Source organism: Enterobacter sp. Ap-1006 (assembly GCF_011752835.1).
Lineage (GTDB): Bacteria > Pseudomonadota > Gammaproteobacteria > Enterobacterales > Enterobacteriaceae > Cedecea.
In genome coordinates, this window is sequence record NZ_VWWU01000001.1 from 371,195 (window position 1) to 396,713 (window position 25,519).

The 25,519-nt window shown below is 56.5% G+C and carries 24 protein-coding genes; 21 read left to right on the forward strand and 3 right to left on the reverse strand.

Features of this window, described 5'->3' with window-relative positions; translation table 11 throughout:
- Positions 1–18: 18 nt before the first annotated feature.
- Positions 19–294 carry a YfcL family protein gene (locus F3J28_RS01750; protein ID WP_008459691.1) on the forward strand — a complete coding sequence of 92 codons (276 nt, stop codon included), beginning with the start codon at positions 19–21 and terminating at the stop codon, positions 292–294.
- A gap of 71 nt (positions 295–365) precedes the next feature.
- Here F3J28_RS01750 and mnmC read toward each other — a convergent pair whose 3' ends face one another.
- A complete protein-coding gene (gene mnmC, locus F3J28_RS01755) occupies positions 366–2,366 on the reverse strand; it encodes a bifunctional tRNA (5-methylaminomethyl-2-thiouridine)(34)-methyltransferase MnmC2/FAD-dependent 5-carboxymethylaminomethyl-2-thiouridine(34) oxidoreductase MnmC1 (RefSeq protein WP_353620567.1) in 2,001 nt (666 codons plus the stop codon).
- A gap of 158 nt (positions 2,367–2,524) precedes the next feature.
- On the opposite strand from mnmC, the gene fabB reads away from it, so the two are divergent.
- Together fabB and F3J28_RS01765 are read left to right on the forward strand one after the other, a co-directional pair.
- Positions 2,525–3,742, forward strand: a complete 1,218-nt coding sequence (gene fabB / locus F3J28_RS01760; RefSeq protein WP_166872138.1) for a beta-ketoacyl-ACP synthase I — start codon at positions 2,525–2,527, stop codon at positions 3,740–3,742.
- 225 nt (positions 3,743–3,967) lie between these two features.
- Entirely contained in the window at positions 3,968–5,149 is a 1,182-nt protein-coding gene (locus F3J28_RS01765) for an MFS transporter (RefSeq protein WP_166872140.1), read from the forward strand.
- A gap of 56 nt (positions 5,150–5,205) precedes the next feature.
- Here the strand turns inward: F3J28_RS01765 and flk are convergent, their stop codons facing one another.
- Positions 5,206–6,210 carry a flagella biosynthesis regulator Flk gene (gene flk, locus F3J28_RS01770; RefSeq protein WP_166872142.1) on the reverse strand — a complete coding sequence of 335 codons (1,005 nt, stop codon included), beginning with the start codon at positions 6,208–6,210 and terminating at the stop codon, positions 5,206–5,208.
- Between the two features lie 251 nt (positions 6,211–6,461).
- Between flk and pdxB the strand changes: the two genes are divergently transcribed.
- From pdxB to hisP, 17 genes are all read left to right on the forward strand, one after another.
- Positions 6,462–7,598, forward strand: coding sequence for a 4-phosphoerythronate dehydrogenase PdxB (gene pdxB / locus F3J28_RS01775; protein WP_166872145.1), 1,137 nt, complete (start codon positions 6,462–6,464; stop codon positions 7,596–7,598).
- Between the two features lie 69 nt (positions 7,599–7,667).
- On the forward strand, positions 7,668–8,681 hold the full coding sequence (locus F3J28_RS01780) for an aspartate-semialdehyde dehydrogenase (protein ID WP_166872147.1): 1,014 nt from the start codon (positions 7,668–7,670) through the stop codon (positions 8,679–8,681).
- Positions 8,681–9,496, forward strand: coding sequence for a tRNA pseudouridine(38-40) synthase TruA (gene truA, locus F3J28_RS01785; protein WP_166872150.1), 816 nt, complete (start codon positions 8,681–8,683; stop codon positions 9,494–9,496). Before F3J28_RS01780 ends, truA begins: the two co-directional genes overlap by 1 nt.
- A gap of 25 nt (positions 9,497–9,521) precedes the next feature.
- Positions 9,522–10,181 carry a DedA family protein gene (locus F3J28_RS01790; RefSeq protein ID WP_039295583.1) on the forward strand — a complete coding sequence of 220 codons (660 nt, stop codon included), beginning with the start codon at positions 9,522–9,524 and terminating at the stop codon, positions 10,179–10,181.
- A gap of 138 nt (positions 10,182–10,319) precedes the next feature.
- On the forward strand, positions 10,320–11,240 hold the full coding sequence (gene accD, locus F3J28_RS01795; protein ID WP_008459714.1) for an acetyl-CoA carboxylase, carboxyltransferase subunit beta: 921 nt from the start codon (positions 10,320–10,322) through the stop codon (positions 11,238–11,240).
- Between the two features lie 64 nt (positions 11,241–11,304).
- Positions 11,305–12,573 (forward strand): bifunctional tetrahydrofolate synthase/dihydrofolate synthase, encoded by a 1,269-nt coding sequence (gene folC, locus F3J28_RS01800; protein WP_166872153.1) that lies wholly within the window; start codon positions 11,305–11,307, stop codon positions 12,571–12,573.
- Positions 12,563–13,279 carry a cell division protein DedD gene (gene dedD, locus F3J28_RS01805; protein WP_166872155.1) on the forward strand — a complete coding sequence of 239 codons (717 nt, stop codon included), beginning with the start codon at positions 12,563–12,565 and terminating at the stop codon, positions 13,277–13,279. The genes folC and dedD overlap by 11 nt, the downstream gene beginning before the upstream one ends.
- A 344-nt stretch (positions 13,280–13,623) precedes the next feature.
- The gene (gene cvpA / locus F3J28_RS01810; protein ID WP_008459721.1) at positions 13,624–14,109 is read left to right on the forward strand and encodes a colicin V production protein; all 486 of its coding nucleotides are present in this window, start codon (positions 13,624–13,626) and stop codon (positions 14,107–14,109) included.
- 38 nt (positions 14,110–14,147) lie between these two features.
- Positions 14,148–15,665 carry an amidophosphoribosyltransferase gene (purF, locus tag F3J28_RS01815; RefSeq protein ID WP_008459723.1) on the forward strand — a complete coding sequence of 506 codons (1,518 nt, stop codon included), beginning with the start codon at positions 14,148–14,150 and terminating at the stop codon, positions 15,663–15,665.
- A gap of 135 nt (positions 15,666–15,800) precedes the next feature.
- Positions 15,801–17,213 (forward strand): MFS transporter, encoded by a 1,413-nt coding sequence (locus tag F3J28_RS01820; RefSeq protein ID WP_166872157.1) that lies wholly within the window; start codon positions 15,801–15,803, stop codon positions 17,211–17,213.
- Positions 17,214–17,278: 65 nt separating this feature from the next.
- Positions 17,279–17,950 (forward strand): ArsR/SmtB family transcription factor, encoded by a 672-nt coding sequence (locus tag F3J28_RS01825; protein WP_166872160.1) that lies wholly within the window; start codon positions 17,279–17,281, stop codon positions 17,948–17,950.
- 21 nt (positions 17,951–17,971) lie between these two features.
- The gene (locus F3J28_RS01830; protein ID WP_039305142.1) at positions 17,972–18,544 is read left to right on the forward strand and encodes a UbiX family flavin prenyltransferase; all 573 of its coding nucleotides are present in this window, start codon (positions 17,972–17,974) and stop codon (positions 18,542–18,544) included.
- A 287-nt stretch (positions 18,545–18,831) separates the two neighbouring features.
- A complete protein-coding gene (gene argT / locus F3J28_RS01835; protein WP_039295568.1) occupies positions 18,832–19,614 on the forward strand; it encodes a lysine/arginine/ornithine ABC transporter substrate-binding protein ArgT in 783 nt (260 codons plus the stop codon).
- Positions 19,615–19,805: 191 nt separating this feature from the next.
- Positions 19,806–20,588, forward strand: a complete 783-nt coding sequence (hisJ, locus tag F3J28_RS01840; RefSeq protein ID WP_166872161.1) for a histidine ABC transporter substrate-binding protein HisJ — start codon at positions 19,806–19,808, stop codon at positions 20,586–20,588.
- Positions 20,589–20,662: 74 nt separating this feature from the next.
- On the forward strand, positions 20,663–21,349 hold the full coding sequence (locus F3J28_RS01845) for a histidine ABC transporter permease HisQ (RefSeq protein WP_008459735.1): 687 nt from the start codon (positions 20,663–20,665) through the stop codon (positions 21,347–21,349).
- Positions 21,346–22,059 carry an ABC transporter permease gene (locus F3J28_RS01850; RefSeq protein ID WP_039305135.1) on the forward strand — a complete coding sequence of 238 codons (714 nt, stop codon included), beginning with the start codon at positions 21,346–21,348 and terminating at the stop codon, positions 22,057–22,059. Before F3J28_RS01845 ends, F3J28_RS01850 begins: the two co-directional genes overlap by 4 nt.
- 10 nt (positions 22,060–22,069) lie before the next feature.
- The gene (gene hisP / locus F3J28_RS01855; protein ID WP_008459737.1) at positions 22,070–22,843 is read left to right on the forward strand and encodes a histidine ABC transporter ATP-binding protein HisP; all 774 of its coding nucleotides are present in this window, start codon (positions 22,070–22,072) and stop codon (positions 22,841–22,843) included.
- A 128-nt stretch (positions 22,844–22,971) separates the two neighbouring features.
- Here hisP and F3J28_RS01860 read toward each other — a convergent pair whose 3' ends face one another.
- Positions 22,972–23,922, reverse strand: a complete 951-nt coding sequence (locus tag F3J28_RS01860; RefSeq protein ID WP_166872163.1) for a sugar-binding transcriptional regulator — start codon at positions 23,920–23,922, stop codon at positions 22,972–22,974.
- 194 nt (positions 23,923–24,116) lie between these two features.
- Between F3J28_RS01860 and dalD the strand changes: the two genes are divergently transcribed.
- Positions 24,117–25,511 carry a D-arabinitol 4-dehydrogenase gene (gene dalD, locus F3J28_RS01865; RefSeq protein WP_166872164.1) on the forward strand — a complete coding sequence of 465 codons (1,395 nt, stop codon included), beginning with the start codon at positions 24,117–24,119 and terminating at the stop codon, positions 25,509–25,511.
- Positions 25,512–25,519: the final 8 nt, after the last annotated feature.

Here is a 25,519-nt window from a genome sequence, read left to right on the forward strand (position 1 = left end):
GTATGAAGAGGATGTATGATGATCGCGGAATTTGAGTCACGTATTTTGGCGTTGATTGATGAGATGGTGGAGCACGCCAGTGACGACGACCTGTTTGCCAGCGGTTATCTGCGTGGGCACCTGACTCTGGCGGTAGCCGAACTGGAAAACGGCGACGACCATACGCCAGACGCGCTGCATGTGGTGGTGAGCGATAGCCTGCAAAAGGCGATTCAGGCCGGTGAGCTTTCCCCGCGCGACCAGGCGCTGGTATTGGGCATGTGGGAAACGCTTTTCGAGAAGGCTAAATTTTAACCCTCGCCCTAACCCTCTCCCTAAAAGGGAGAGGGGATAAAAGCGTTACAGAGGAGCTGATGAGGGGAACATCACTTCACTGCTTTTCCTTTCAATAGCTTCCTTACCCAAAGCCGATTCGGGTTCAGCGCCGCGAGCGTGACTGCATCCAGCGGAATAGGTTCTTCACTCATCTGCGCTGCCAGAATCTCAGAAGCCAGCGGCGCGCTACACAGCCCGCGTGAGCCCAATGCACCCAGCATATAAAGATTGCCGTAAACCGGTGCAGGCTCTGCGTTTGCACGATCCTCGGCCAGCCCGATATATTGCTCAAGCGTGGCGTCATAATCTGGCACACTGCCCACCATTGGAAGGTGGTCGCGTGAAGCGCAGCGCACGCCGCAGCGGGCTTCGTTGGCTGAAACGTCCACTTCTTTTGCCCATTCTGCATTCGGCAGGCAGTCGAGCAGGCGCTGGCGATTATGCTGCTGATCTTCTGCATTCCAGGTCATTTCATCCCGGCCACGGTGATAGCTGGCGCCAATACAATGCTGCTGGTTTTGCGGGTTGACCGGCGTCAGATAGCCGTCGTAGCACAGCACCTGGCGGAGCTGGCTTAATCCCGGCGTGGTAGGAATATGGCTGACCTGGCCGCCGACTGAATAAACAGGCAGGTTCTGAGTTTGAGAAAACCCACTTATTTGATGTCCGTTGGCCAGCACGACGGCGGCATGCTGGGCGGTATCCTGCTGAGCAAAATCTATCTTCCAGCCGCCATTCGCTGCCGTTAAGTCGGTCACCCGGTATCCATAATGAATCTTCAACCCTTGCTGTTCGGCTAGCGCAAGAGCGCCGGCGGTAAGCTGTGCCGGGTAGAGCCAGCCGCCCAGCGGATAGCTGATGCCACCGCACTGCGTGTCCACGCCACAGGTGTCCGCCACCGTTTCAGCATCCACGGCCTTCGCCAGTAAGTCTGGCAGAGCCAGGCCGAGCATCTGTTCGATTTTATGGGCGCTTTTTTCATCCCAGGCGAGCTGGGTTACGCCGCACCAGGCATGATCAAAAGTTACCGGAAGGGCATCGTACAGGCGGCGCGCGAAGGTGAATGCCGCCGGGAAAAAGGTGGTTAGCGCCGCATCATGCGCGGTTAGCAGCGGGTAAAGTGCGCCCTGACGGTTGCCGGATGCGCCCTGGGCTGGAGCTTCATCCTCGCAATACAGGGTGACCTTCCAGCCTCGACGCAGCAGCGCCAGGGCGAGCAGGGCGCTGGCAATGCCGCCGCCAATAATCGCGGTTTCACGTTCACTTGTGCCAGGGCGAGCGTACCAGGGCGTGCGGGCAGGCGTCGCCACGGGGTGTGGTAGCGATCCTACGAGCATTTCGCGTTTGCGGCCAAACCCTTTGCTGCGTGTCACGGTGAAGCCCGCTTCAATTAAGCCACGGCGTACAAAGCCTGCGGAAGTAAAGGTCGCCAGCGTGCCCCCAGGGCGAGCCATGCGAACCATGGCCTGGAAGAGCTGCTGCGTCCACATATCCGGGTTTTTGGAGGGCGCGAAGCCATCCAGGAACCAGGCATCGACCTGCTGATTAAGGGTGTCATCTAACTGAGATATCAGCTCGTTAATATCGCCAAACCACAGGTCAAGCGTGATGCGGCCATTGTCCAGTAGCAGGCGGTGGCAGCCGGGAATCGGCAGCGGCCATTGTTGCTGGAGCTCGGTGGCGAAGCGACTGAGCTCTGGCCAGTGCTGATGGGCCAGCGCCAGATCGGCGGCGGTCAGGGGAAATTTTTCAAAACTGATAAAATGTAGCCGTTTTAAGCAGGCATCTTCACGTTTCACACAAAATTCATCGAACGCCTGCCATAAAGTCAAAAAGTTAAGGCCGGTACCAAACCCACTTTCTGCGACCACAAAAAGCGGTCTTTCGTGGGTTGCAAAGCGTTCAGGGAGATGGTTTCCGCCGAGGAAGACGTATCGCGTCTCTTCCAGTCCGTTATCGTTAGAGAAGTAAACGTCGTCAAAATCTCGGGATACAGGTGTACCTTCTTCGTTAAAACCGAGGTTGGCGGATTGTATAGGGGAATGTTTCACGTAAGTTGCTCGTCTGACAGGCAGTGGCACGATCATAACGGTGTGAGCGGAGCGGCGCAAATTTCCGCACAATTTGGCTGATCGGACTTGTTCGGCTTACAACTGTACGCTATTGTGCGACACGAAATCCTACATAGTGCAGTGAACGAGGTATTTGAATGAAACGTGCAGTGATTACTGGCCTGGGCATTGTTTCCAGCATTGGTAATAACCAGCAGGAAGTCCTGGCATCTCTGCGAGAAGGACGCTCAGGGATCACTTTCTCGGAAGAGTTTAAAGACGCGGGAATGCGTAGCCACATCTGGGGTAACGTCAAGCTGGATACCACTGGTTTGATTGACCGTAAAGTGGTTCGTTTCATGAACGATGCCTCTATCTATGCCTATCTCTCCATGCGTGAAGCGATTGCCGATGCAGGCCTGAGCGAAGAGGTTTACCAGAACAACCCACGCGTTGGTCTGATTGCCGGTTCCGGCGGCTCTTCTAAAGCGCAGGTCTTTGGTGCTGACGCCATGCGTAGCCCGCGCGGCCTGAAAGCCGTGGGGCCTTACGTAGTGACCAAAGCCATGGGCTCCGCGGTTTCTGCTTGCCTGGCAACGCCGTTCAAAATTCATGGGGTGAACTACTCCATCAGCTCCGCCTGTGCAACTTCCGCCCACTGTATCGGTAACGCGGTAGAGCAGATTCAGCTCGGTAAACAAGACATCGTCTTTGCCGGCGGCGGCGAAGAGCTGGGCTGGGAAATGGCGTGTGAGTTCGATGCGATGGGCGCCCTGTCCACCAAGTACAACGAAACGCCAGAAAAAGCTTCCCGTACCTATGACGCGCACCGCGACGGCTTCGTCATCGCAGGCGGCGGCGGTATGGTTGTCGTTGAAGAACTGGAGCACGCGCTGGCTCGTGGCGCACACATCTACGCTGAAATCGTTGGCTACGGCGCAACGTCTGACGGCGCAGACATGGTTGCCCCGTCCGGTGAAGGCGCGGTGCGCTGCATGAAGATGGCGATGCACGGCGTTGATACCCCAATCGACTACCTGAACTCCCACGGTACTTCTACTCCGGTAGGCGACGTGAAAGAGCTGGGTGCGATTCGTGAAGTGTTCGCCGATCACAGCCCGGCGATCTCTGCGACCAAAGCCATGACCGGCCACTCTCTGGGCGCCGCGGGCGTACAGGAAGCCATCTATTCTCTGCTGATGCTTGAACACGGCTTCATCGCGCCAAGCATTAACGTGGAAGAGCTGGACGAACAGGCTGCTGGCCTGAACATCGTCACTAAAGCGACTGATGCAGCGCTGACCACCGTGATGTCCAACAGCTTCGGCTTCGGCGGCACTAACGCCACGCTGGTGATGCGTAAGCTGAACGCTTAATCGCCATAATCATTCGGAATGGGGCACCTGCGGGGGCCCCATTTTTTTGCCCATTGTTCAGCATTGACAGCCGGTTAACCGAAGGGCACTATGCATTCCCCTCCATTATCATTATTGATAATGCGTAAGCGTTTAACGTTAACCAACGCACCCTGTCATCTGAACACTCAGAGGAAAGGGCGCGGGGTAACTTGCGCCTTGCTCTGAATTTATGGAGTAAGCAGTATGTCTGCAGTACCTGATTCCACTCTTAAAACGTCGAAATCGGCAAATACATCGCTTTTCAGAATTACCTTTGCGGTCTTTCTTACCTATATGACGGTTGGCCTGCCGCTGCCCGTTATCCCGCTTTTTGTTCATCAGCAGCTGGGGTACGGCAACATGATGGTTGGCGTGGCGGTGGGCATTCAGTTTCTCGCCACCGTATTGACCCGGGGTTACGCGGGGCGACTCGCCGACCAGATGGGCGCTAAACGCTCCGTCCTGCAAGGGATGTTTGCCTGCGGACTGGCGGGCGCTGCCTACCTGCTCGCCGCGCTATTGCCGGTAGATCCAGCGGTGAAGTTTGCCTTGCTGATCGTTGGGCGGTTGATTCTTGGCTTTGGTGAAAGCCAGCTGCTGACCGGCAACCTGACCTGGGGGTTGGGGCTGGTCGGCCCTGGGCGTTCGGGTAAGGTGATGTCCTGGAATGGGATGGCGATTTACGGCGCGCTGGCTGCCGGTGCACCGCTGGGGTTGATGCTTAACAGCCAGTGGGGTTTTGTGGCGCTGGGCGTGACAACCATTGCTTTGCCGCTGATTGGGCTGCTGTTTAACGGCACCGTGAAACCTATTCCGGCCCATAAAGGCGAGCGGCCTTCGTTATTGACCGTGATCGGACTTATCTGGCAGCCGGGGCTGGGTCTCGCGCTGCAGGGCGTCGGCTTTGCGGTTATCGGCACCTTTGTTTCGCTCTATTTTGCCGCAAACGGCTGGGCCCATGCAGGCTTCACGTTGACGGCTTTTGGCGGCGCTTTTGTACTGGTGCGCGTGCTGTTTGGCTGGATGCCCGATCGCTACGGCGGCGTGCGCGTGGCGCTGTTTTCCCTTGCGGTTGAAACCGTGGGTTTGCTGCTGCTTTGGCACGCGCCTGGAGCCTGGACCGCGCTGCTGGGTGCGGCGCTGACCGGCTGCGGTTGTTCGCTTATATTCCCCGCGCTTGGCGTTGAAGTGGTTAAGCGTGTTCCGCCTCAGGTGCGCGGCACGGCGCTGGGCGGCTATGCTGCTTTCCAGGATATTTCATACGGTGTCACCGGGCCGCTGACCGGAATTCTGGCAACGTCTATGGGCTATTCGTCGGTGTTTATGGCCGGGGCCGTTTCTGCGGTGCTGGGGATTGCCGTGACGCTGGTGGCGTTCAGGAAGTAGGTTTGCTTGTTGCCCGTTTTTTCCCTCTCCTTTTGGGAGAGGGTTGGGGCGAGGAACTAGATCACCAGCCAGAGCAAAATCACCACCACGACCAGCGCGAGCAACGCCAGACCAGGCCTCGCGCTCAGCGCCTTTATCGGCTCGATAATTGCGCTAAACATCGGGTTGTAGATCGGCTTAATATCACGCACTTCAATCGTAGCTGGCTGGCGCTCGGCACGTTTTAAAAACACCTGATTGAGAATGTCCTGCACCTGCGCGGTCGTCAGTACCGTTTGCGGCGTGGCCTGGAAGCGCTGCTGGCTGTAATCCACCATCTCTTTCCACTCCTGCGGCTCAAGCGGCTGCTTTAGGGCCGCCTGCACGCTGTGCAAAGTAGGCGCAGACTGCTGGCTCAGCGTTTGCCTTGCCTGGAGCCAGGTTGTCAGCAAAGCAAAGTGCTTAGCCGGAATGAGTTCACCGGTTTTCACGCCGGACAGCTCCAGCATTGACTGCCAGATTTGTTTGCCGGACTCGCCCGTTGCCGCGGCGAGTTTGGTGACAAGCTGGTTCAGGCTGTTGTGCTCGGCGGGGAGCAGCGGGCGGTCGGTGGCCGGGCGCTGCTGCGGCTGAGGGATGGCGAGCTGGTTGTTTTGCAGCAGCGTCAGCACGGTTTTGAGCTGGTCCGGCGTGAGCTGGCTCAGCGCCGTCTGGCCAAACTGCTGGCGGATAAAGTCGCTCACCGCCTGGCGGTTATTGCCCTGGGGCAGCAAATCGCTCAGTTGCTGAATGATCTGACGCGTTGCCAGCGTGGTTTGCGCACTGGTCAGGCGCTGATTCAGGTTTTGCTCAGCGGCGGGGAAATGCCGGGACAGCAGCGGCGTCTCGCTTTTGAGTCCCAGATCGTGCTTAAGGCCCGCCCACACTTCAGCGCTCTGCTGTTGACTAAGCGCAATGATCCGGGTGATCAGGCGCTCCAGCACGGTACGTTGCTGGGTGGAAAGCGGCTGTTCGCCGGCGGCAGAAGGTGCGGAGGGAGGTTCCCCCGGAGGACGCGGCGTGGCGCCCTGAATGGGTTGCATTATAGTAAAATCCTTAAGCTCGCCTTAAACACGGCAAAACATATAACAAATATGCTCTAGATAATTCGAGTTGCAGGAAGAGGGCAAGACCGTGAGTCCTCAGGAGCATAGCTAACTATGTGACTGGGGTGAACGGGTGCAGCCAACGCGCCTGCAGCTTGAAGTATGACGAGCATAGTTCGTTATGCCCGGACGTCAGATTATGGCACACTATCCGGCCTTATCTCGACGATTAACAGACAGGTACTCAGGTGAAAATCCTCGTTGATGAAAATATGCCCTATGCCCGCGAACTTTTCAGCCGCCTGGGCGAGGTGACTGCCGTGCCGGGGCGTCCGATTCCGGTGGATGCGTTAACGGATGCTGACGCGTTGATGGTTCGTTCGGTCACCAAAGTGAATGCCGAACTGCTGGACGGTAAAGGGATTAAATTTGTCGGGACGGCCACGGCCGGAACCGATCACGTTGATGAAGCTTATTTGCAAAGTGCCGGGGTGGCTTTCTCTGCCGCTCCTGGATGCAACGCGATTGCCGTGGTTGAGTATGTGTTCTCCTCCTTATTGATGCTGGCCGAGCGCGATGGTTTTCAGCTGAAAGACCGAACCGTCGGTATCGTCGGCGTGGGTAACGTTGGTTCCCGTCTTCAGGCGCGTCTGGAAGCCTGGGGCGTGCGCATCTTACTGTGCGATCCGCCGCGAGCCGATCGCGGTGACGAAGGCGATTTCGTTTCGCTGGAAACGCTGGTGCAGGAAGCCGACGTCATCACCTTCCATACGCCACTGTTTAAATCCGGCGAGTATAAAACGCTGCATCTGGCGGACGAGGCGCTGATTAGCCGCCTGAAGCCTGGCGCTATTCTGATTAATGCCTGTCGCGGCCCGGTAGTGGACAACAACGCATTGCTGAAATGCTTAAAAGCAGGGCAGAATCTCAGCGTTGTGCTGGACGTCTGGGAGCCGGAGCCGGATCTCAACGTCGAGTTGCTCGACAAGGTCGATATTGGCACGGCGCACATTGCGGGCTATACGCTTGAAGGTAAAGCTCGCGGTACTACTCAGGTCTTTGAAGCCTTTAGCGATTTTATCGGCCAGTCTCAGACAGTGGCGCTGGATTCACTTCTGCCTGCGCCGGAGTTTGGCCGCATCACGCTGGCAGGCCCGCTCGATCAGCCCACGCTCAAAAGACTGGTGCATCTGGTGTATGATGTGCGCCGCGACGACGCGCCGCTGCGGAAGGTAGCCGGTCAGCCTGGTGAATTCGACAAGCTGCGTAAGAACTATCTGGAGCGCCGCGAGTGGTCATCGCTGTATGTGCAGTGTGACGATGCCGACGCGGCAGGCATGCTGCAAAAACTTGGCTTTAGCGCGGCACATCACCCGCTTCGCTGAGCAATATCTTCTGGCTCCCTGGGGCGACGTCCTGGGGAGCATCTGTTCTATTTTCTGGAGTAAACCAACATGTCCGAAGGCTGGAATATTGCCATTTTAGGCGCCACCGGTGCCGTAGGCTCAGCTTTGCTTGAACTGCTTGCTGAACGTCAGTTCCCGGTTGGTGAATTGTATGCCCTGGCGCGCGGCGAGAGCGCCGGTGAAAATCTGCGTTATGAAGGCAAAACCATCCTGGTGCAGGACGCGGCAGAGTTTGACTGGACGCAGGCTCAGCTGGCGTTCTTCGTCGCGGGCGTTGAAGCCTCCGCTCGCTATGTGGAAGAAGCGACCAACTCGGGCTGTCTGGTGATTGACTCAAGCGGTCTTTTCTCGCTCGAGCCGGACGTGCCGCTGGTTGTGCCGGATGTGAACCCGTTCGTGCTGAGTGATTACCGTAACCGTAATCTGGTGGCCGTGGCGGACAGCCTGACCAGCCAACTGCTGAGCGCGTTGAAACCGTTGATTGAGCAGGGTGGCCTGTCACGTATTCAGGTGACCAGCCTGCTGTCTGCTTCTGCGCGCGGCAAAGTGGCCGTAGACGCGCTGGCCGGGCAAAGCGCCCGTCTGCTGAACGGCATTCCTATTGATGAAGAAGACCTGTTTGGCCGCCAGCTGGCGTTCAACATGCTGCCGCTGGTGCCGGACGCCGAAGGCAGCGTGCGGGAAGAGCGTCGCCTGGTGAATGAAGTGCGTAAAGTGCTGCAGGACGATGGCTTAATGATCTCCGCCAGCCTTGTGCAGTCGCCGGTGTTCTATGGCCATGCCCAAATCGTCAACTTTGAAGCGCTGCGCCCGCTGGCGGCAGAAGAAGCCCGCGATGCGTTTGCTCAGGTAGAAGATATTGAGCTGTCTGAAGAGGGAGAATTCCCTACTCAGGTGGCGGATGCGTCCGGTAGCGGCCATCTTTCTATTGGCTGCGTACACAACGATTACGGTATGCCGGAGCAAATCCAGTTCTGGTCAGTCGCCGATAACGTTCGCTTTGGCGGCGCTCTGATGGCGATAAAAACCGCTGAGAAACTGGTGCAGGAGTATATGTACTGATGTCCGAAGTGCTAAGCGAAATTCCGCTTCATAAAATCGCGCTCGGCATTGAGTACGACGGCAGTAAATATTACGGCTGGCAGCGCCAGAACGAAGTGCGCAGCGTGCAGGAAAAGCTGGAAAAAGCGCTGTCTCAGGTAGCTAATGAGCCGATTAACGTGTTTTGCGCAGGGCGCACCGATGCGGGCGTTCACGCCACGGGCCAGGTGGTGCATTTTGAAACCACCGCGGTGCGCAAAGATGCGGCCTGGACGATGGGCGTCAATACGAATTTGCCTGGTGACATCGCCGTGCGCTGGGTAAAAGATGTGCCGTCTGAGTTCCATGCCCGCTTTAGCGCTACGGCTCGCCGCTATCGCTACGTGATTTATAACCACCGCCTGCGTCCGGCCATTTTGCAGCAAGGTGTAACCCATTTTCACCTTCCTCTGGATGCGGATAAAATGCACCGCGCCGCGCAGAGCCTGCTGGGGGAAAATGACTTTACCTCGTTCCGTGCGGTGCAGTGCCAGTCCCGCACCCCATGGCGCAATATGATGCACATTACGGTAAACCGCTACGGCGCTTACATCGTGGTGGATATTAAGGCCAACGCTTTTGTGCACCACATGGTGCGCAACATCGTCGGTAGCCTGATGGAAGTCGGCTGCGACAACCAGGCAGAAACCTGGATGGCCGATCTGCTGGCAATGAAGGACCGCACTAAGGCCGCTGCCACCGCGAAGGCGGAAGGGCTGTACCTGGTGTCGGTGGATTACCCCGACCACTTTGCGCTGCCGCGTCTGCCGATGGGGCCGCTTTTTTTAGCCGATTGATTGCTGCTTAAGAAAGGATACTTTGATGGATTTCATCCGTTTTATCATCGACTTCATTTTGCATATCGACGTGCATCTGGCCGAGCTGGTGGCACAATACGGCGTCTGGGTTTACGCTATTCTGTTCCTGATTTTGTTCTGCGAAACCGGGCTGGTAGTTACGCCGTTTTTACCGGGTGATTCACTGCTGTTTGTGGCGGGCGCGCTGGCGTCGCTGGAAACCAACGACCTGAACGTGCATTACATGGTCATTTTGATGGTGATTGCCGCCATCATCGGCGATGCGGTGAACTACACTATCGGGCGGCTGTTTGGCGAGAAGTTGTTCAGTAATCCGAATTCAAAAATCTTCCGCCGCAGTTATCTCGATAAAACTCACGCTTTTTACGAGCGTCACGGCGGAAAAACGATTATCCTCGCGCGCTTCGTGCCGATTGTGCGAACCTTCGCACCGTTTGTCGCCGGGATGGGGCACATGTCCTATCGCCATTTTGCGATCTATAACGTTGTCGGCGCACTGCTGTGGGTCTTGCTGTTTACCTACGCGGGCTACCTGTTCGGTAACCTGCCGGTGGTACAGGAAAACCTGAAGCTGCTGATTGTGGCAATTATCGTGGTGTCGATTTTGCCTGGCGTGGTGGAAGTTATACGCCACAAACGCGCGGCGTCGCGGCAGTCAAAATAATACGTGGCAGCGGTTAGACCACTTTTTTATCCAAAGTCGTGGGCCGTTGTGTTTTAATGAGCACCATTTATGGTCTGGGGCAGGGAAAACTGCCGCAGAAAAGCTGGTATCGACCAGGTTCAAGCAGAAAGGTCATCAATGAGCTGGATTGAACGAATTCTCAATAAGAGCAATATTACTCCCACCCGCAAGGCGAGCATCCCTGAAGGGGTGTGGACCAAGTGCGACAGCTGCGGCCAGGTCCTGTACCGTGCTGAGCTGGAACGCAATCTTGGTGTCTGCCCTAAGTGCGATCACCACATGCGTATGTCGGCCCGCGATCGCCTGCATAGCCTGTTAGATGAAGGCACAATGGTGGAATTGGGGAGCGAGCTTGAGCCAAAAGATTTGCTGAAGTTCCGTGACTCCAAGAAGTACAAAGATCGTCTGGTTAGCGCGCAGAAAGAGACCGGCGAGAAAGACGCGCTGGTTGTTATGAAAGGCACCCTGCACGGTATGCCTGTTGTGGCTGCAGCCTTCGAGTTCGCCTTTATGGGCGGCTCAATGGGCTCCGTAGTTGGCGCGCGTTTTGTTCGTGCCGTTGAGCAGGCGCTGGAAGACAACTGCCCGATGGTGTGCTTCTCCGCATCCGGCGGGGCGCGTATGCAGGAAGCGCTGATGTCGCTGATGCAGATGGCGAAAACCAGCGCTGCGCTGGCAAAAATGCAGGAACGCGGTCTGCCGTACATCTCCGTGCTGACTGACCCAACCATGGGCGGCGTTTCCGCAAGCTTCGCGATGCTGGGTGATCTGAACATTGCCGAGCCGAAAGCGCTGATTGGCTTTGCCGGTCCACGCGTTATCGAGCAGACTGTTCGTGAAAAACTGCCGCCGGGCTTCCAGCGCAGTGAGTTCCTGATCGAAAAAGGCGCTATCGACATGATCGTTCGTCGTCCGGAAATGCGCCTTAAACTGGCGAGCATCCTGGCGAAGTTCATGAATCTGCCAGCGCCAAACCCGGAAGCCCCGCGTGAGCCCATCGTGGTTCCGCCAGCACCGGAACAGGGTCAAGAGGCCTGATTCGCAACTAAGGGCAGGCCAGCAGGTTCTGCCCTTTTCTTTATGTGCATGTTAAGTGGGCATCATGGACAAAGACCTTATTCCTCAAGCCACGTCGCCCCTGGCCACGTGGCTTTGCTATCTTGAGAACCTTCATTCCACCACTATCGATATGGGCCTTGAGCGCACCAGCAACGTTGCGCGCAAGCTCGATGTGCTGAAACCTGCGCCAACGGTCTTTACCGTGGCCGGCACGAACGGGAAAGGCACCACCTGCCGTACGCTTGAAACCGCGCTGATGGCCGACGGCTATCGAGTAGGGGTTTATAGCTCCCCGCATCTGGTGCGTTACACCGAGCGCGTGCGCATTCAGGGTGAAGAGTTGCCTGAAGCCCTGCATACCGCCTCGTTTGCCGAAATTGAGGCCGCTCGCGGAGATATTTCCTTAACCTATTTTGAATACGGAACGCTCTCGGCCTTGCTATTGTTTAAGCAGCAGGCGGTAGACGTGGTGATTCTTGAGGTTGGCCTTGGCGGGCGTCTGGATGCCACTAATATTGTGGATTCCGATGTGGCTGTGGTCACCAGCATCGCGCTCGATCACACCGACTGGCTTGGCCCGGACCGTGAGAGCATTGGCCGTGAAAAAGCCGGTGTCTTCCGCAGAGATAACCCTGCGGTTGTGGGCGAGCCAGATATGCCGCAGACGATTGCCGATGTGGCGCAGGAGAAAGGCGCGCAATTACTGCGCCGCGGCGTTGACTGGGATTATGAAGTTAACGGCACAGGCTGGACGTTCCGCGACGCTAACGGCGAGCTTAAAGATCTGCCGCTACCGCTGGTTCCACAGCCCAATGCCGCCACGGCGCTGGCCGCTTTACGTGCCAGCAAACTGAACGTGAGTGAAAAAGCGATACGCTATGGCATCGAATATGCCACGCTGCCAGGGCGTTTCCAGATTGTGTCTCAGGCACCGCGCGTGATTCTTGATGTTGCCCATAATCCTCACGCGGCGGCTTATCTTGCGGGTCGCCTGGCGGCGTTACCAAAACAGGGTCGTGTGCTGGCGGTGATTGGCATGCTACACGATAAAGACATAGCCGGAACGCTTGTCTGTTTGTCGCCTCAGGTCGATAGCTGGTATTGTGCTCCGCTGGAAGGGCCACGAGGCGCAAGCGCAGAGCAGCTTATGGCTCATCTTGGTCACGGCAGAACATTTGCAACCGTGGCGGACGCATGGCATGCCGCCATGACGGAAGCGACGGCCGAAGATACCGTGCTGGTGTGTGGTTCGTTCCACACGGTGGCCCATGTAATGGAAGTACTGGACGCGGGGAGAGCAGGTGGCGAGTAAGTTTCAAAACCGATTAGTCGGAACCATTATTCTGGTCGCACTGGGCGTGATTGTGCTGCCGGGTCTGCTGGATGGGCAGAAAAAACATTATCAGGATGAGTTCGCGGCCATTCCTTTGGTGCCAAAACCTGGAGACAGCGACGAGCCCGATATGCTGCCGGCGGCTACTCAGGCTTTACCAGCGCAGCCGCCGGAAGGCGCGGCGGAAGAGGTAAGGGCGGGCGCTTCCGTACCGCCGGGGCTGAACAGCGGAGCTATTCCGAATGAAGGTTCTGCGGGCGTTGACGAAGTGCCTGTCGCGCGCGAACAGCCTAAGCCGCAGCCCGTGCAGGAAAAACCAAAGCCCAAGCCGGTGGAAAAGCCGCAGCCTAAACCTGCCGCCGATGATAACACCGGGCAGCAGCTTGCCATGGCTTCCGAACAGCCGTCGAGGGCGGAAAAAACTGCCGACAAAGCCCCGACCGGGCAAGCCTATGTGGTGCAGCTTGGCGCATTGAAAAATGCGGACAAAGTGAATGAAATTGTTGGTAAACTGCGCGGGGCCGGGTTCAAGGTTTATACCTCGCCGACCACGCCTGTGCAGGGGAAAATTACCCGTATTCTGGTCGGGCCGGATGCTTCGAAAGATAAGCTGAAGTCTTCGTTGGGCGAACTGAATTCCCTTTCTGGTCTGAACGGCGTGGTGATGAATTACTCGCCGAGGTAGTCGTCTGTTACCCTCACCCCGGCCCTCTCCCTGGAAGGGAGAGGGGGAAAGATGTTGCACAGTTCGGTATCCTCGCCCTCTGGGGAGAGGGAAAAGTTATTACACCTATCGGTTCCCTCGCCCCTTTGGGGAGAGGGTTAGGGTGAGGGGAAAAGCGACGGCATAGCCTCGCTTCCCCCCAACGGAGTGAAGGCAAAACAGGCACTTTTTTAATGGCGTTGATGCTTTTTTCAACGCCATTATTTATTTACGCGGGGGAAGGAAATCCCTACGCAAACGTTTTCTTTTTCTGTTAGAATTCGCCCCGAACTGGACGTCAGGGCAATTTATCACGAGATTTTTTCATGATCTGGATAGATTACGCCATCATTGCGGTTATCGGTTTTTCTTGTCTGGTAAGCGTAATACGTGGGTTTGTGAAGGAAGCGTTATCGCTTGTGACCTGGGGATGTGCTTTCTTTGTCGCCAGTCATTACTACACTTATCTGTCAGTCTGGTTCACTGGCTTTGAAGACGAACTGGTACGTAATGGGATAGCTATCGCGGTGCTGTTTATCGCGACGCTGATTGTCGGTGCGATAGTCAATTATGTGATTAGCGCGCTGGTGCAAAAAACCGGCCTGTCGGGTACAGACAGGGTGTTGGGGATCTGTTTTGGCGCCTTGCGTGGCGTACTGATCGTCTCCGCCATTCTGTTCTTCCTGGATACCTTTACCGGTTTTTCGAAAAGCGATGACTGGCAAAAGTCGCAGCTTATCCCGCAATTCAGTTTCATCATCAGATGGTTCTTTGACTATCTGCAAAGCTCGTCAAGTTTCTTGCCCCGCTAATCGTAGCGGGGGGTGTGGCTTAATGAGGAAAAGACAACATGTGCGGTATTGTCGGTATCGCCGGTTTCATGCCGGTAAACCAGTCGATTTATGATGCGTTAACGGTGCTTCAGCACCGTGGCCAGGATGCCGCAGGCATCGTCACCATCGACGCGTTAAATTGCTTCCGTCTGCGTAAAGCGAATGGCCTGGTGAGCGATGTGTTTGAAGCCCGTCACATGCAGCGTCTGCAGGGGAATATGGGTATTGGCCACGTGCGTTACCCCACCGCCGGCAGTTCCAGCGCTTCTGAAGCTCAGCCTTTCTACGTCAACTCGCCTTACGGGATTACGCTGGCGCATAACGGTAATCTGACCAATGCCCACGAGCTGCGCAAAAAGCTGTTCGAAGAAAAGCGCCGCCACATTAACACCACTTCTGATTCTGAAATCCTGCTCAATATCTTTGCCAGCGAGCTGGATAACTTCCGCCATTATCCGCTGGAAGCAGACAACATTTTTGCCGCTATCGCCGCCACTAACCGCCAGATTCGCGGCGCTTACGCCTGCGTGGCGATGATTATCGGCCACGGCATGGTTGCCTTCCGCGACCCGAACGGCATCCGCCCGCTGGTGATCGGCAAACGCGATCTGGGCGATGGCCGCACCGAATACATGGTGGCCTCCGAGAGCGTGGCGCTGGACACTCTGGGCTTTGAATTCCTGCGTGATATCGCGCCGGGCGAAGCAGTTTACATTACCGAGAAAGGCCAGCTGTTCACCCGCCAGTGCGCCGACAACCCGGTCAGCAATCCTTGCCTGTTCGAGTACGTGTACTTTGCTCGCCCGGACTCCTTCATCGACAAGATCTCCGTCTACAGCGCGCGCGTTGAGATGGGTAAAAAGCTTGGCGAAAAAATTGCCCGTGAATGGGAAGACCTGGATATCGACGTGGTCATTCCGATTCCAGAAACCTCCTGCGACATCGCGCTGGAAATCGCCCGCATTCTTGAGAAGCCGTACCGCCAGGGGTTTGTGAAAAACCGCTACGTAGGCCGTACGTTTATCATGCCGGGCCAGCAGCTGCGCCGTAAATCCGTGCGACGTAAGCTGAATGCCAACCGCGCTGAATTCCGCGACAAGAACGTGCTGCTGGTGGATGACTCCATCGTGCGCGGCACCACCTCTGAGCAGATTATCGAGATGGCGCGTGAAGCCGGTGCCAAAAAGGTTTACCTGGCATCCGCTGCACCGGAAATTCGCTTCCCTAACGTGTACGGCATTGATATGCCGAGCGCCAACGAGCTGATTGCTCACGGCCGCGAAGTGGATGAAATTCGCCAGATCATCGGCGCCGACGGCCTGATTTTCCAGGATCTGGACGATCTGATCGAAGCGGTACGTGTGGAAAACCCGGACATCACCCAGTTCGAATGCTCCGTCTTTAACGGCATTTACGTGACGAAAGACGTTGACCACAAATACCTGCAGTATCTCGAATCCTTGCGTAACGACGACTCCAAGGCGCTGGCGCGTCAGAACGAAGTGGAAAACTTAGAGATGCACAACGAAGGCTAAGCTAAGCCGCCCTCGTTTACAGGCCCACGGTTTACCCCGTGGGCTTTTTTATGCCCGATGCACAGAGAGACAAATTGCGGTTGGTTTTTCATTCTATCATTCCATTACTTTATGGAATGATAGATGGAAGAGTGAATGTCAGACATTACGAGTCAAAATGCCTCCTGGGCCACGCTGCTTAGCGGCCATAACGGGCTGCGATCCCTGGCCCTCGCCGGCGGCGTGGCGCTGCATGCCATTAATATTTATATCGTCACCACGATTTTGCCGACCGTCATTCAGGAAATTGGCGGCCTGGCCTGGTATGCGTGGAACACCACGCTCTTTGTCGCCGCGTCGATTGTAGGCTCCGCCATCTCTGCGAAGCTGATTGCGCGGCAGGGCGCGGCGATGGCCTACCTGTCGGCCCTGCTGCTGTTTTCCTGTGGGGCGGTAATCTGCGCGCTGGCACCCTCCATGCCGGTCATGCTCCTGGGGAGAGTGGTGCAGGGACTCGGAGGCGGTGTGTTGTTTGCGCTGAGCTACGCGCTGATCCGCGTCGCCTTTGAGGCTCCGCTTTGGTCCCGGGCTATGGCGCTGGTTTCCGGCATGTGGGGCATAGCAACCCTATGCGGCCCGGCGATCGGCGGTGTTTTCGCGGAGATCGGCGAATGGCGCCTGGCGTTCTGGGCGCTGCTGCCGATAGCCGCCGTGCTTGCCCTGATTGTGATGGTGCAATTTAGAAGCATGTCGAAGCCTGAAGCCGGTGAGGCACGATTGCCCGTACTCACCATCTCGCTGTTGGTCCTGTCCGTGCTGGCCATTTCCCTCGCCGGTCTGGGCGACTCTTTGCCCCTGAATATCTCCGGAATAGCCGTTGGTCTGGGGCTGGGGTGGCTCATCGCTCGCCTGGACAGCAGGCCGGGCGCGGCAAAATTGCTGCCTCGCGGCGCTTATTCCCCGACGCGTGGTATTGGCCTGCTCTATGCGATGATGGCGCTGCTGGTCATTGGCCTGACGACGGAAATTTACGTGCCATACTTTCTGCAGCTCATCCATCTATTCAGCCCGCTGTCCGCCGGTTATTTGACGGCAATGATGGCCGGAGGCTGGACGCTGGCGGCGCTTTGTAGCGCTTCAGTCAGTTCAAAAATGTCGCAGCGGATAATCTGCGTCGGGCCGCTGGTGGTACTTGTGTCGTTGGTCACGCTGTCCATTATTATGCCGACACCTTTTAACGGCCCGGCGGGCGTGGTTACCTGCGGTACGGCGCTGGCGGGCGTTGGGTTCGGGATTGGTCTTGCCTGGCCTCATCTGTTAACGAAGGTATTTCAGGCGGCACCGCCCGGGGAAGAAACGCTGGCGTCCGCCTCCATTACCACCGTGCAGCTTTACGCGACGGCGCTCGCCGCCGCCCTGGCCGGGGTTATTACTAACGGGGCCGGCATCACCTCGCCCGGAGGGGTTGAAGGGGCCAGCACGGCCAGTATGGCGTTGTTTGGGGTCTTCGCTTTGGCGCCGGCCGGTGCGACGCTTTTAGCAATACGCCTGAGTCGGCAGGCCAGGTGATATCTGTCACTTTAGGGGCGGCAATGCTAACATCGGCGGCGTTTGGCGGATAACGGGCAGCGTGGATGAAAAAAGTGATGGGGAGCCCGCAGGGCCAACTAGAAATACTGGCAGGTCTTGCTCGCGCGATGGCGCATCCCCATCGTCTTGCCTTGCTGGAGGCCGTTTTTCAGCACGAAAGTTCAGTTGAGCAACTGGCAGAGACAACCGGCCTTTCCGTGACCAATACCTCCCAGCATTTACAGCAGCTCAGGCGGGCCGGGTTCGTGCAGTCGCGGCGCGTCGGGAAGCAGGTTTTTTACCGCGAAGGCGAAGGGCCGGTGGCAAACGTGCTCTCTGCTCTGCACAATTTTAATACCTGGCAGCACAGCGAAATGCAGCGCGTTGCGACAGCGAGTCTCTACAATCCGCAGCGGCTGGAGGGGGTTTCCATTGAAGCGCTGCTGGCCAGGCTGGAGCAGGGCGCGTTGTTGCTGGATGTTCGCTCCGCGGAAGATTATTCCGCCGGCCATATCCCCGGTGCGCTGAATATTCCGCTGGATAAGCTGGAGCAGCGCCTGTCTGATTTACCTCGCGACAGGGATATTCTGGCCTACTGCGGCGGGCGTTTCTGCGTACTTTCCAGACAGGCAGTGGCGTTTCTGCGCCAGAAAGACTTTATGGTGCAGCGCGTGGATGATGGTTTTCCTGGCTGGCAGGCGGCCGGGTTGCGAGTTGAGTCGAAATGGTCATCCTGAAAGGGTGAGATAAGGTGATGAATGAAACGACTGATTGTCGGTATTTCCGGCGCCAGCGGCGCCATTTACGGGGTGCGTTTACTGCAGATCCTCCAGCAGCTGCCGGAGGTGGAAAGCCACCTGGTGATGAGCAATGCGGCGCGCCAGACGCTGGCGCTGGAAACCGATTACTCGCTGCGTGATGTGCAGGCCCTGGCGGATGTTGTGCATGACTCACGGGATATCGCCGCCAGCATCTCTTCCGGCTCGTTTAAGACCATGGGGATGGCGGTGCTGCCGTGCTCGATTAAAACGCTCTCCGGCATCGTGCACAGCTATACGGACGGGCTGCTGACCCGTGCGGCGGACGTGGTGCTGAAAGAACGTCGCCCGCTGGTGCTTTGCATTCGCGAAACGCCGCTGCACCTCGGGCACCTGCGCCTGATGACCCAGGCATCCGAGCTGGGCGCGGTGATCATGCCGCCGGTGCCGGCGTTTTATCATCGCCCGCAAACGCTGCAGGATATTGTCGACCAGACGGTCAACCGGGTGCTGGATCAGTTTGACCTTGAGCTGCCCGAAGACCTGTTCGTTCGCTGGGGTGAACACAAGTAATGCACTGCTGCGGTGCATCACAAAATGATTGCCTCATTATGGGGCAATTCTGCAACGCCGATCGCTTTTAGAAGATTTAATCCTCGAAAACCGCCTTCCCCTCTAGTCCCGCTTCCCAGACCTGCTATCTTTCAAACTAGCGCGAAGTTGCAACGTTTTATTAACATAAATCAGCGGCTTTTTTCCACGCAGGGAAAAGTGGCATGAGAACTGCAACTCTCCGTATGCAAAGGCATTACCACACAACAAGACATCACAAATAAGAAAGCCAAACTTGAGGGTATCGTATGAAGAAGTCGGTTCTTGCACTGTCTTTACTGCTCGGCCTGTCCAGCGCAGCCAGCGTGTTTGCAGCGATTCCGCAAAACGTCCGCATTGGTACCGACGCGACCTACGCGCCATTCTCTTCGAAAGACGCGAAAGGCGATTTTGTTGGGTTTGATATCGATCTGGGTAACGAACTTTGCAAGCGCATTCAGACCAAATGTACCTGGGTTGGCAGCGACTTTGATTCCCTGATCCCGTCGCTGAAAGCGAAGAAAATTGACGCCATTATCTCGTCTCTGTCGATCACCGAAAAACGCCAGCAGGAGATCCTTTTCTCCAACAAGCTGTACGCGGCGGATTCCCGCCTGATCGCGGCCAAAGGCTCCCCGATTCAGCCGACGCTCGAATCGCTGAAAGGCAAGCACGTTGGGGTGCTGCAGGGCTCCATTCAGGAGACCTACGGCAACGCTGAATGGCGCCCGAAAGGCGTTGATGTGGTGGCCTACGCCAACCAGGATTTGATTTACTCTGACCTCGCTGCAGGGCGCCTGGATGCGGCATTCCAGGACGAAGTTGCCGGGAGCGAAGGCTTCCTGAAACAGCCTGCCGGGAAAGACTATGCCTTTGCCGGTCCGTCCGTGAAGGACAAAAAATACTTCGGCGATGGGACCGGGATCGGCCTGCGTAAAGATGACACCGAGCTGAAGGCCGCGTTCGATAAAGCGCTGGCTGAAATGCGTAAAGACGGGACTTACGACAAACTGGCGAAAAAGTACTTCGACTTTAATGTTTACGGCGAATAAGTTTATCCCTTAGTCTGTAGCCCGGTTTTGAATATATTCTTAACCTGGCAGGATAACTATGCAGTGGTGCAGCCCCGTTCCGGCTGCACCTTTATGGTGCGAAAACGGTTTGTTCGCAACGTGTTGCGTAAGTTTTCCCTGTTTGTAGTGGGTGTGAGCCTTAAGTAACGGACAGTCTATTGAGGATAATTATGAAAAAGCTGGTTTTGTCTCTTTCTCTGGTGCTGGCGTTTTCCAGCGTGACCACAGCATTCGCTGCCATTCCGAAAAACCTGCGGATTGGCACGGATCCAACCTATGCGCCATTTGAATCCAAAAATGCTCAGGGCCAGCTGATCGGCTTTGATATCGATTTGGCGAAAGAACTCTGCAAGCGCATTAACACCCAATGTGCCTTCGTTGAAAACCCATTGGATGCGCTGATCCCGTCGCTGAAAGCGAAGAAGATCGACGCCATCATGTCTTCGTTGTCCATCACCGAAAAACGTCAGCAGGAAATCGCCTTTACCGACAAGCTGTACGCGGCAGATTCTCGTCTGGTGGTGGCCAAAGGTTCCCCGATTCAGCCGACCCTTGAGTCGCTGAAAGGCAAGCGCGTCGGCGTGCTGCAGGGCACCACGCAGGAAACCTACGGCAATGAACACTGGGCGCCAAAAGGCATCGAAATTGTCTCCTATCAGGGGCAGGATTCCATTTACGCTGACCTGGCTGCCGGACGTATTGACGCTGCGTTCCAGGATGAAGTCGCCGCCAGCGAAGGCTTCCTGAAGCAGCCGGTGGGCAAAAACTATCAGTTCGGTGGCCCGTCCATTAAAGACGACAAGCTGTTTGGCGTGGGCACCGGCATGGGCCTGCGTAAAGAAGATAACGAACTGCGTGAGGCGCTGAACAAGGCGTTCGCGGAGATGCGTAAAGACGGCACTTACGACAAGTTAGCGAAGCCGTACTTTGATTTTAATGTGTATGGTGAATAAGCCTTACCGGTGACAAAGGCCCCGCGTCAGACGGGGCCCAATAAGCAGCAAACACTGACGACAGGATACGCACCATGTTGTATGGCTTTTCCGAAGTAATTTTCAAAGGGGCTCTGGTTACGCTTGAGCTGGCGCTCGCCTCGGTTGTCCTTTCCGTGCTGATTGGGCTTGCCGGTGCTGGCGCAAAACTGTCCAAAAATCGCCCGCTTGCTTTGCTGTTTGAAGGCTACACCACGCTGATTCGCGGCGTGCCTGACCTGGTGCTGATGCTGTTAATTTTCTACGGGCTGCAGATGCTGCTCAACAGCATTACAGATGCGCTTGGAATGGCGCAGTTTGATATCGACCCAATGATCGCCGGGATCATCACGCTAGGCTTTATCTATGGGGCTTATTTCACCGAAACCTTCCGTGGGGCCTATCTTGCCGTGCCGAAGGGCCATATTGAGGCGGCCACCGCCTTTGGCTTTACCGGGTCACAAACTTTCCGCCGTATTCTGTTCCCGGCCATGATGCGCTACGCGTTACCGGGGATAGGTAACAACTGGCAGGTTATCCTCAAAGCCACCGCGCTGGTTTCTCTGCTTGGCCTGGAAGACGTGGTGAAAGCCACGCAGCTTGCCGGGAAAAGCACCTGGCAGCCGTTCTACTTCGCGATTGTCGCCGGGATTATCTACCTGGTCTTTACCACGGTTTCAAACGGAGTGCTGCTCTGGCTTGAACGCCGCTATTCCGTTGGCGTGAAGAGGGCCGAGCTATGATCGATATTATTCACGATTACTGGCAGTCGCTGCTGTGGACTGACGGTTACCGCTTTACGGGCGTCGCCATTACGCTGTGGCTGTTGATTACGTCAGTGGTAATGGGCGGGATTCTGGCGCTGTTCCTCGCCATTGGGCGGGTGTCCAGCAACAAATTTATTTCGTTCCCCATCTGGCTCTTTACCTACGTATTCCGCGGTACACCGCTCTACGTGCAGTTGCTGGTGTTCTATTCCGGGATGTACACGCTGGAGATAGTCAAAGGTACGGAGCTGCTGAACGCTTTCTTCCGCAGCGGCCTGAACTGTACCGTGCTGGCGCTGACGCTGAATACCTGCGCCTACACCACGGAGATTTTCGCCGGTGCTATTCGCTCGGTTCCGCACGGTGATATTGAAGCTGCGCGCGCTTACGGCTTCTCAAAAGTGAAAATGTACCGCTGTATTATTCTGCCTTCCGCGCTGCGTATTGCGCTGCCGGCCTACAGCAACGAAGTGATCCTGATGCTGCACTCTACGGCGCTGGCGTTTACCGCCACGGTGCCGGATCTGCTCAAGATTGCCCGTGATATCAACTCCGCAACCTACCAGCCGTTTACCGCGTTTGGCATCGCGGCCGTGCTGTATTTGATTATCTCTTATGTGCTGATAAGCCTGTTCCGCAAAGCGGAAAAACGCTGGCTGCAGCACGTTAAACCCGCTTCGCACTGAGTGACTTCTGATGGCTGAAATTAAACTAAACGTAACGGATCTGCACAAACGCTACGGCGAACATGAAGTGCTCAAAGGGGTGTCTCTGAAGGCTAACGCCGGGGACGTGATCAGCATCATCGGTTCGTCTGGCTCGGGCAAAAGTACCTTTTTGCGCTGCATTAACTTCCTTGAAAAACCAAGTGAAGGCACGATTGTGGTCAGCAACCAGAACATCAATCTGGTGCGGGATAAAGACGGTCAGCTCAAAGTCGCCGACAAAAACCAGCTGCGCCTGCTGCGCACCCGGCTGACGATGGTGTTCCAGCACTTCAACCTGTGGAGCCACATGACGGTGCTGGAAAACGTGATGGAAGCGCCTATTCAGGTGCTTGGGCTGAGCAAGCAGGAATCAAAAGAACGGGCGATTAAATACCTGGCCAAAGTCGGCATCGACGAGCGTCAGTACGTTAAATACCCGGTGCATCTGTCCGGTGGCCAGCAGCAGCGCGTTTCCATTGCCCGTGCGCTGGCGATGGAGCCGGAAGTGCTGCTGTTTGACGAGCCTACTTCGGCGCTTGACCCGGAGCTGGTGGGCGAAGTGTTACGCATTATGCAGAAGCTGGCGGAGGAGGGTAAAACCATGGTGGTGGTCACCCACGAGATGGACTTTGCCCGACATGTTTCCAGCCACGTCATCTTCCTGCATCAGGGCCGCATTGAAGAAGAAGGCCCGCCAGCTGAGCTGTTTGGCAGCCCTAAGAGCGCTCGCCTGCAGCAGTTCCTTTCTGGTTCGTTGAAGTAATCCCTCACCCTAACCCTCTCCCAAAGGGAGAGGGGACTTATGGTTTTCTTCCTTCCCAATCGGAGTGGGCATTCATTGTTTTCCCCCTCTCCCTCTGGGAGAGGGCCGGGGTGAGGGTGAATAACGCCTCACCTCTCAGCCAACAACCTTACCGCCGTACTCTCATCCGTTACCAGGCCTGACATCCAGCGACCGGTCAATGCTGCTTTGATGGCGGCAAATTTTCGCGCTCCACCGGAAAAAGCGATGATCTTACGCGGGTTATCGCTTTGCAGCGGCACGCTGGTCAGCAGAGCATCCAGCTCGCTGTAAACGCGCTGGCCACTGTGGTCAAAGAAATGCCCCAGCATTTCACCGGCAACGCCCTGGCGGTGCAGCATGTTGACCTGCTCGTCGGTAATAAAACCCTCGGCGTTCAGCGGGCAGCCGATGTCCACCTCGCCAACGCCGAGAAACGCAACGTTAGCCGTCAGCGCCCGGTCGGTTACTCGCTGGTACACTTTATGCCGGCACCACATGTCGCGGTCTTCTTCGCTGTCGGCGTACAGAGGGGCGGGGATAAAATAATATTTGCCCTGCATTTTTTCCGCCATTTTTAGCGGCATGTCATAGCGCGTACCCGAGTCATCGCGCGCAATCGCCCCAATCATTGAGACGCAGTGGTGCTGCGGGCGTTCGATCCACGGCAGCACGTCGATGATTGAGCGCAGCGTTTTCCCGGAGCCGATGCCGAAAACCTGCGGCTGCTCGTCGGCGATAAACTGTGACATCACTTCGGCACCTTCCACCGCCAGCATCTGCTGGATAGCTTCGTCATCCAGCCCTTCCGAAGGCACCACGCGGCAGATTTCCAGGCCGAAACGCTCCTGGACTTGCTGCGCCAGCTTCAGGCAGCGGGCGACCGGATGGGCAATTTTCACCGTTACCATACCCTGCTCGCGCGCGGAAGAAACCAGCCGCTGAGCGACCTGACGGGAAATGCCCAGTTCGCGGGCAATATCCTGCTGCGTCATACCTGCCACGTAATACATCCAGGCAACGCGTGCGGCTTGCTCTTGTTTTTTCTCTTCTCTGCTCATGGCGACACCTTATGACTCTTTGAAACGCATTCTACTCCGCACGCGTTTCGTTGGTAATTGGGCAAAAGTCATTTTAATGGGCAAATGTTGTCTGTGTGAGTTTGATCTCAGAAAGACGGCAGCTGCCGCAACTAGACTATAACAAACGGGCAAATGCCCATAAAAATGACAAATGCTTAATTCTGAGGTGAATCATGACGACGAAATCGGTATGGATGCATATTGGCGCAGGCTCTTTCCACCGTGCCCATCAGGCGTGGTATCTCAATCAGCTGCGCGAGCAGGGCGATGACGGCTGGAGTATTTCGCTGGGCAATATCCGCAATGATGCCGGTGAACTGCTGAGTCAACTGACTGCGCAGCACGGCGAATACGTGCTGGAAACCGTTACGCCGGAAGGTGTCCGAGCCTACGAAAAGATTGCCTCTATCCGCAAAGTGCTGCCGTGGGATAAAGAGATTACTGCCCTGGTTGAAGAGGGGGCCAGAGCGTCGACCCGCGTGATCGCCTTCACCGTCACCGAAGCCGGGTATTACCTCACGCCGCAGCACGAGCTGGACGTTCATCAGCCGGATGTCAAAGCCGATCTTGCCGGGGGCATGACCACACTTTACGGCGCGCTCAGCCGCATTCTGCATCGGCGCATGAGCAACGGCGGTGAGCCGGTAACGCTGCTCAACTGCGATAACCTGCGCCACAACGGCGAACGCTTCCGCCACGGCTTTCTGTCGTTCCTGAAGGCGAAGGGCGACCACGCGCTGTTTGACTGGGTGACCACCCACACTGTGTCGCCTAACACCATGGTTGACCGTATTACCCCTCGTCCTACGGCAGACATTGCTCCACGGGTGAAAGCGGCTACGGGGTTCGACGATAAGGTGCCGGTGATGGGGGAGTCTTTTATTCAGTGGGTTATCGAGGACGACTTTATCAACGGTCGCCCGCCGCTTGAGAACGTTGGCGTCGAAATGGTGAAATCGGTGCTGCCGTATGAAGAGGCAAAAATCCGCATTCTGAACGCCAGCCACAGCTGCATTGCCTGGGCGGGGACGCTGACCGGGCTGAACTACATCGATGAAAGCACCGTGCAGCAGCCGATTAGGCAGATGGCATGGGACTACGTCACGGAGGATGTTATTCCTTCACTGTCGCCAAGCCCGTTGGATCTGGCTGAGTATCGGGATGTGGTGCTGGCCCGCTTTAGCAATCCCTATATCAAAGACACCAACCAGCGCGTGGCGGCCGATGGCCTGTCCAAGATCCCAGGCTTTATTACCCCGACGCTGATTGAGTGCTATCAGCGAGGTGAAGAGCCTGCGGCCACGGCGGTTCTGCCCGCACTGTTCTTCCTCTTCCTGCAGCGCTGGGCGCAAGGTCTGCTGCCTTATGAGTACCAGGATGGCGTCATGCAGGACGACGCGATTCGGGCCTTGTTCGCCGCTCCTGAGCCGCTCAAAGCCTTTGTCAGCGACAAAACTTTGTTTGCTGAACTCGCGCATTCCTCCGCTTTCCATGAGCTGATGGTGCGGACGGTCACTCGCCTTGAGGCGTGGATCAAGTCTCCTCAATCGCCTTTGGCAGCAGCTTAAGGAGGCTC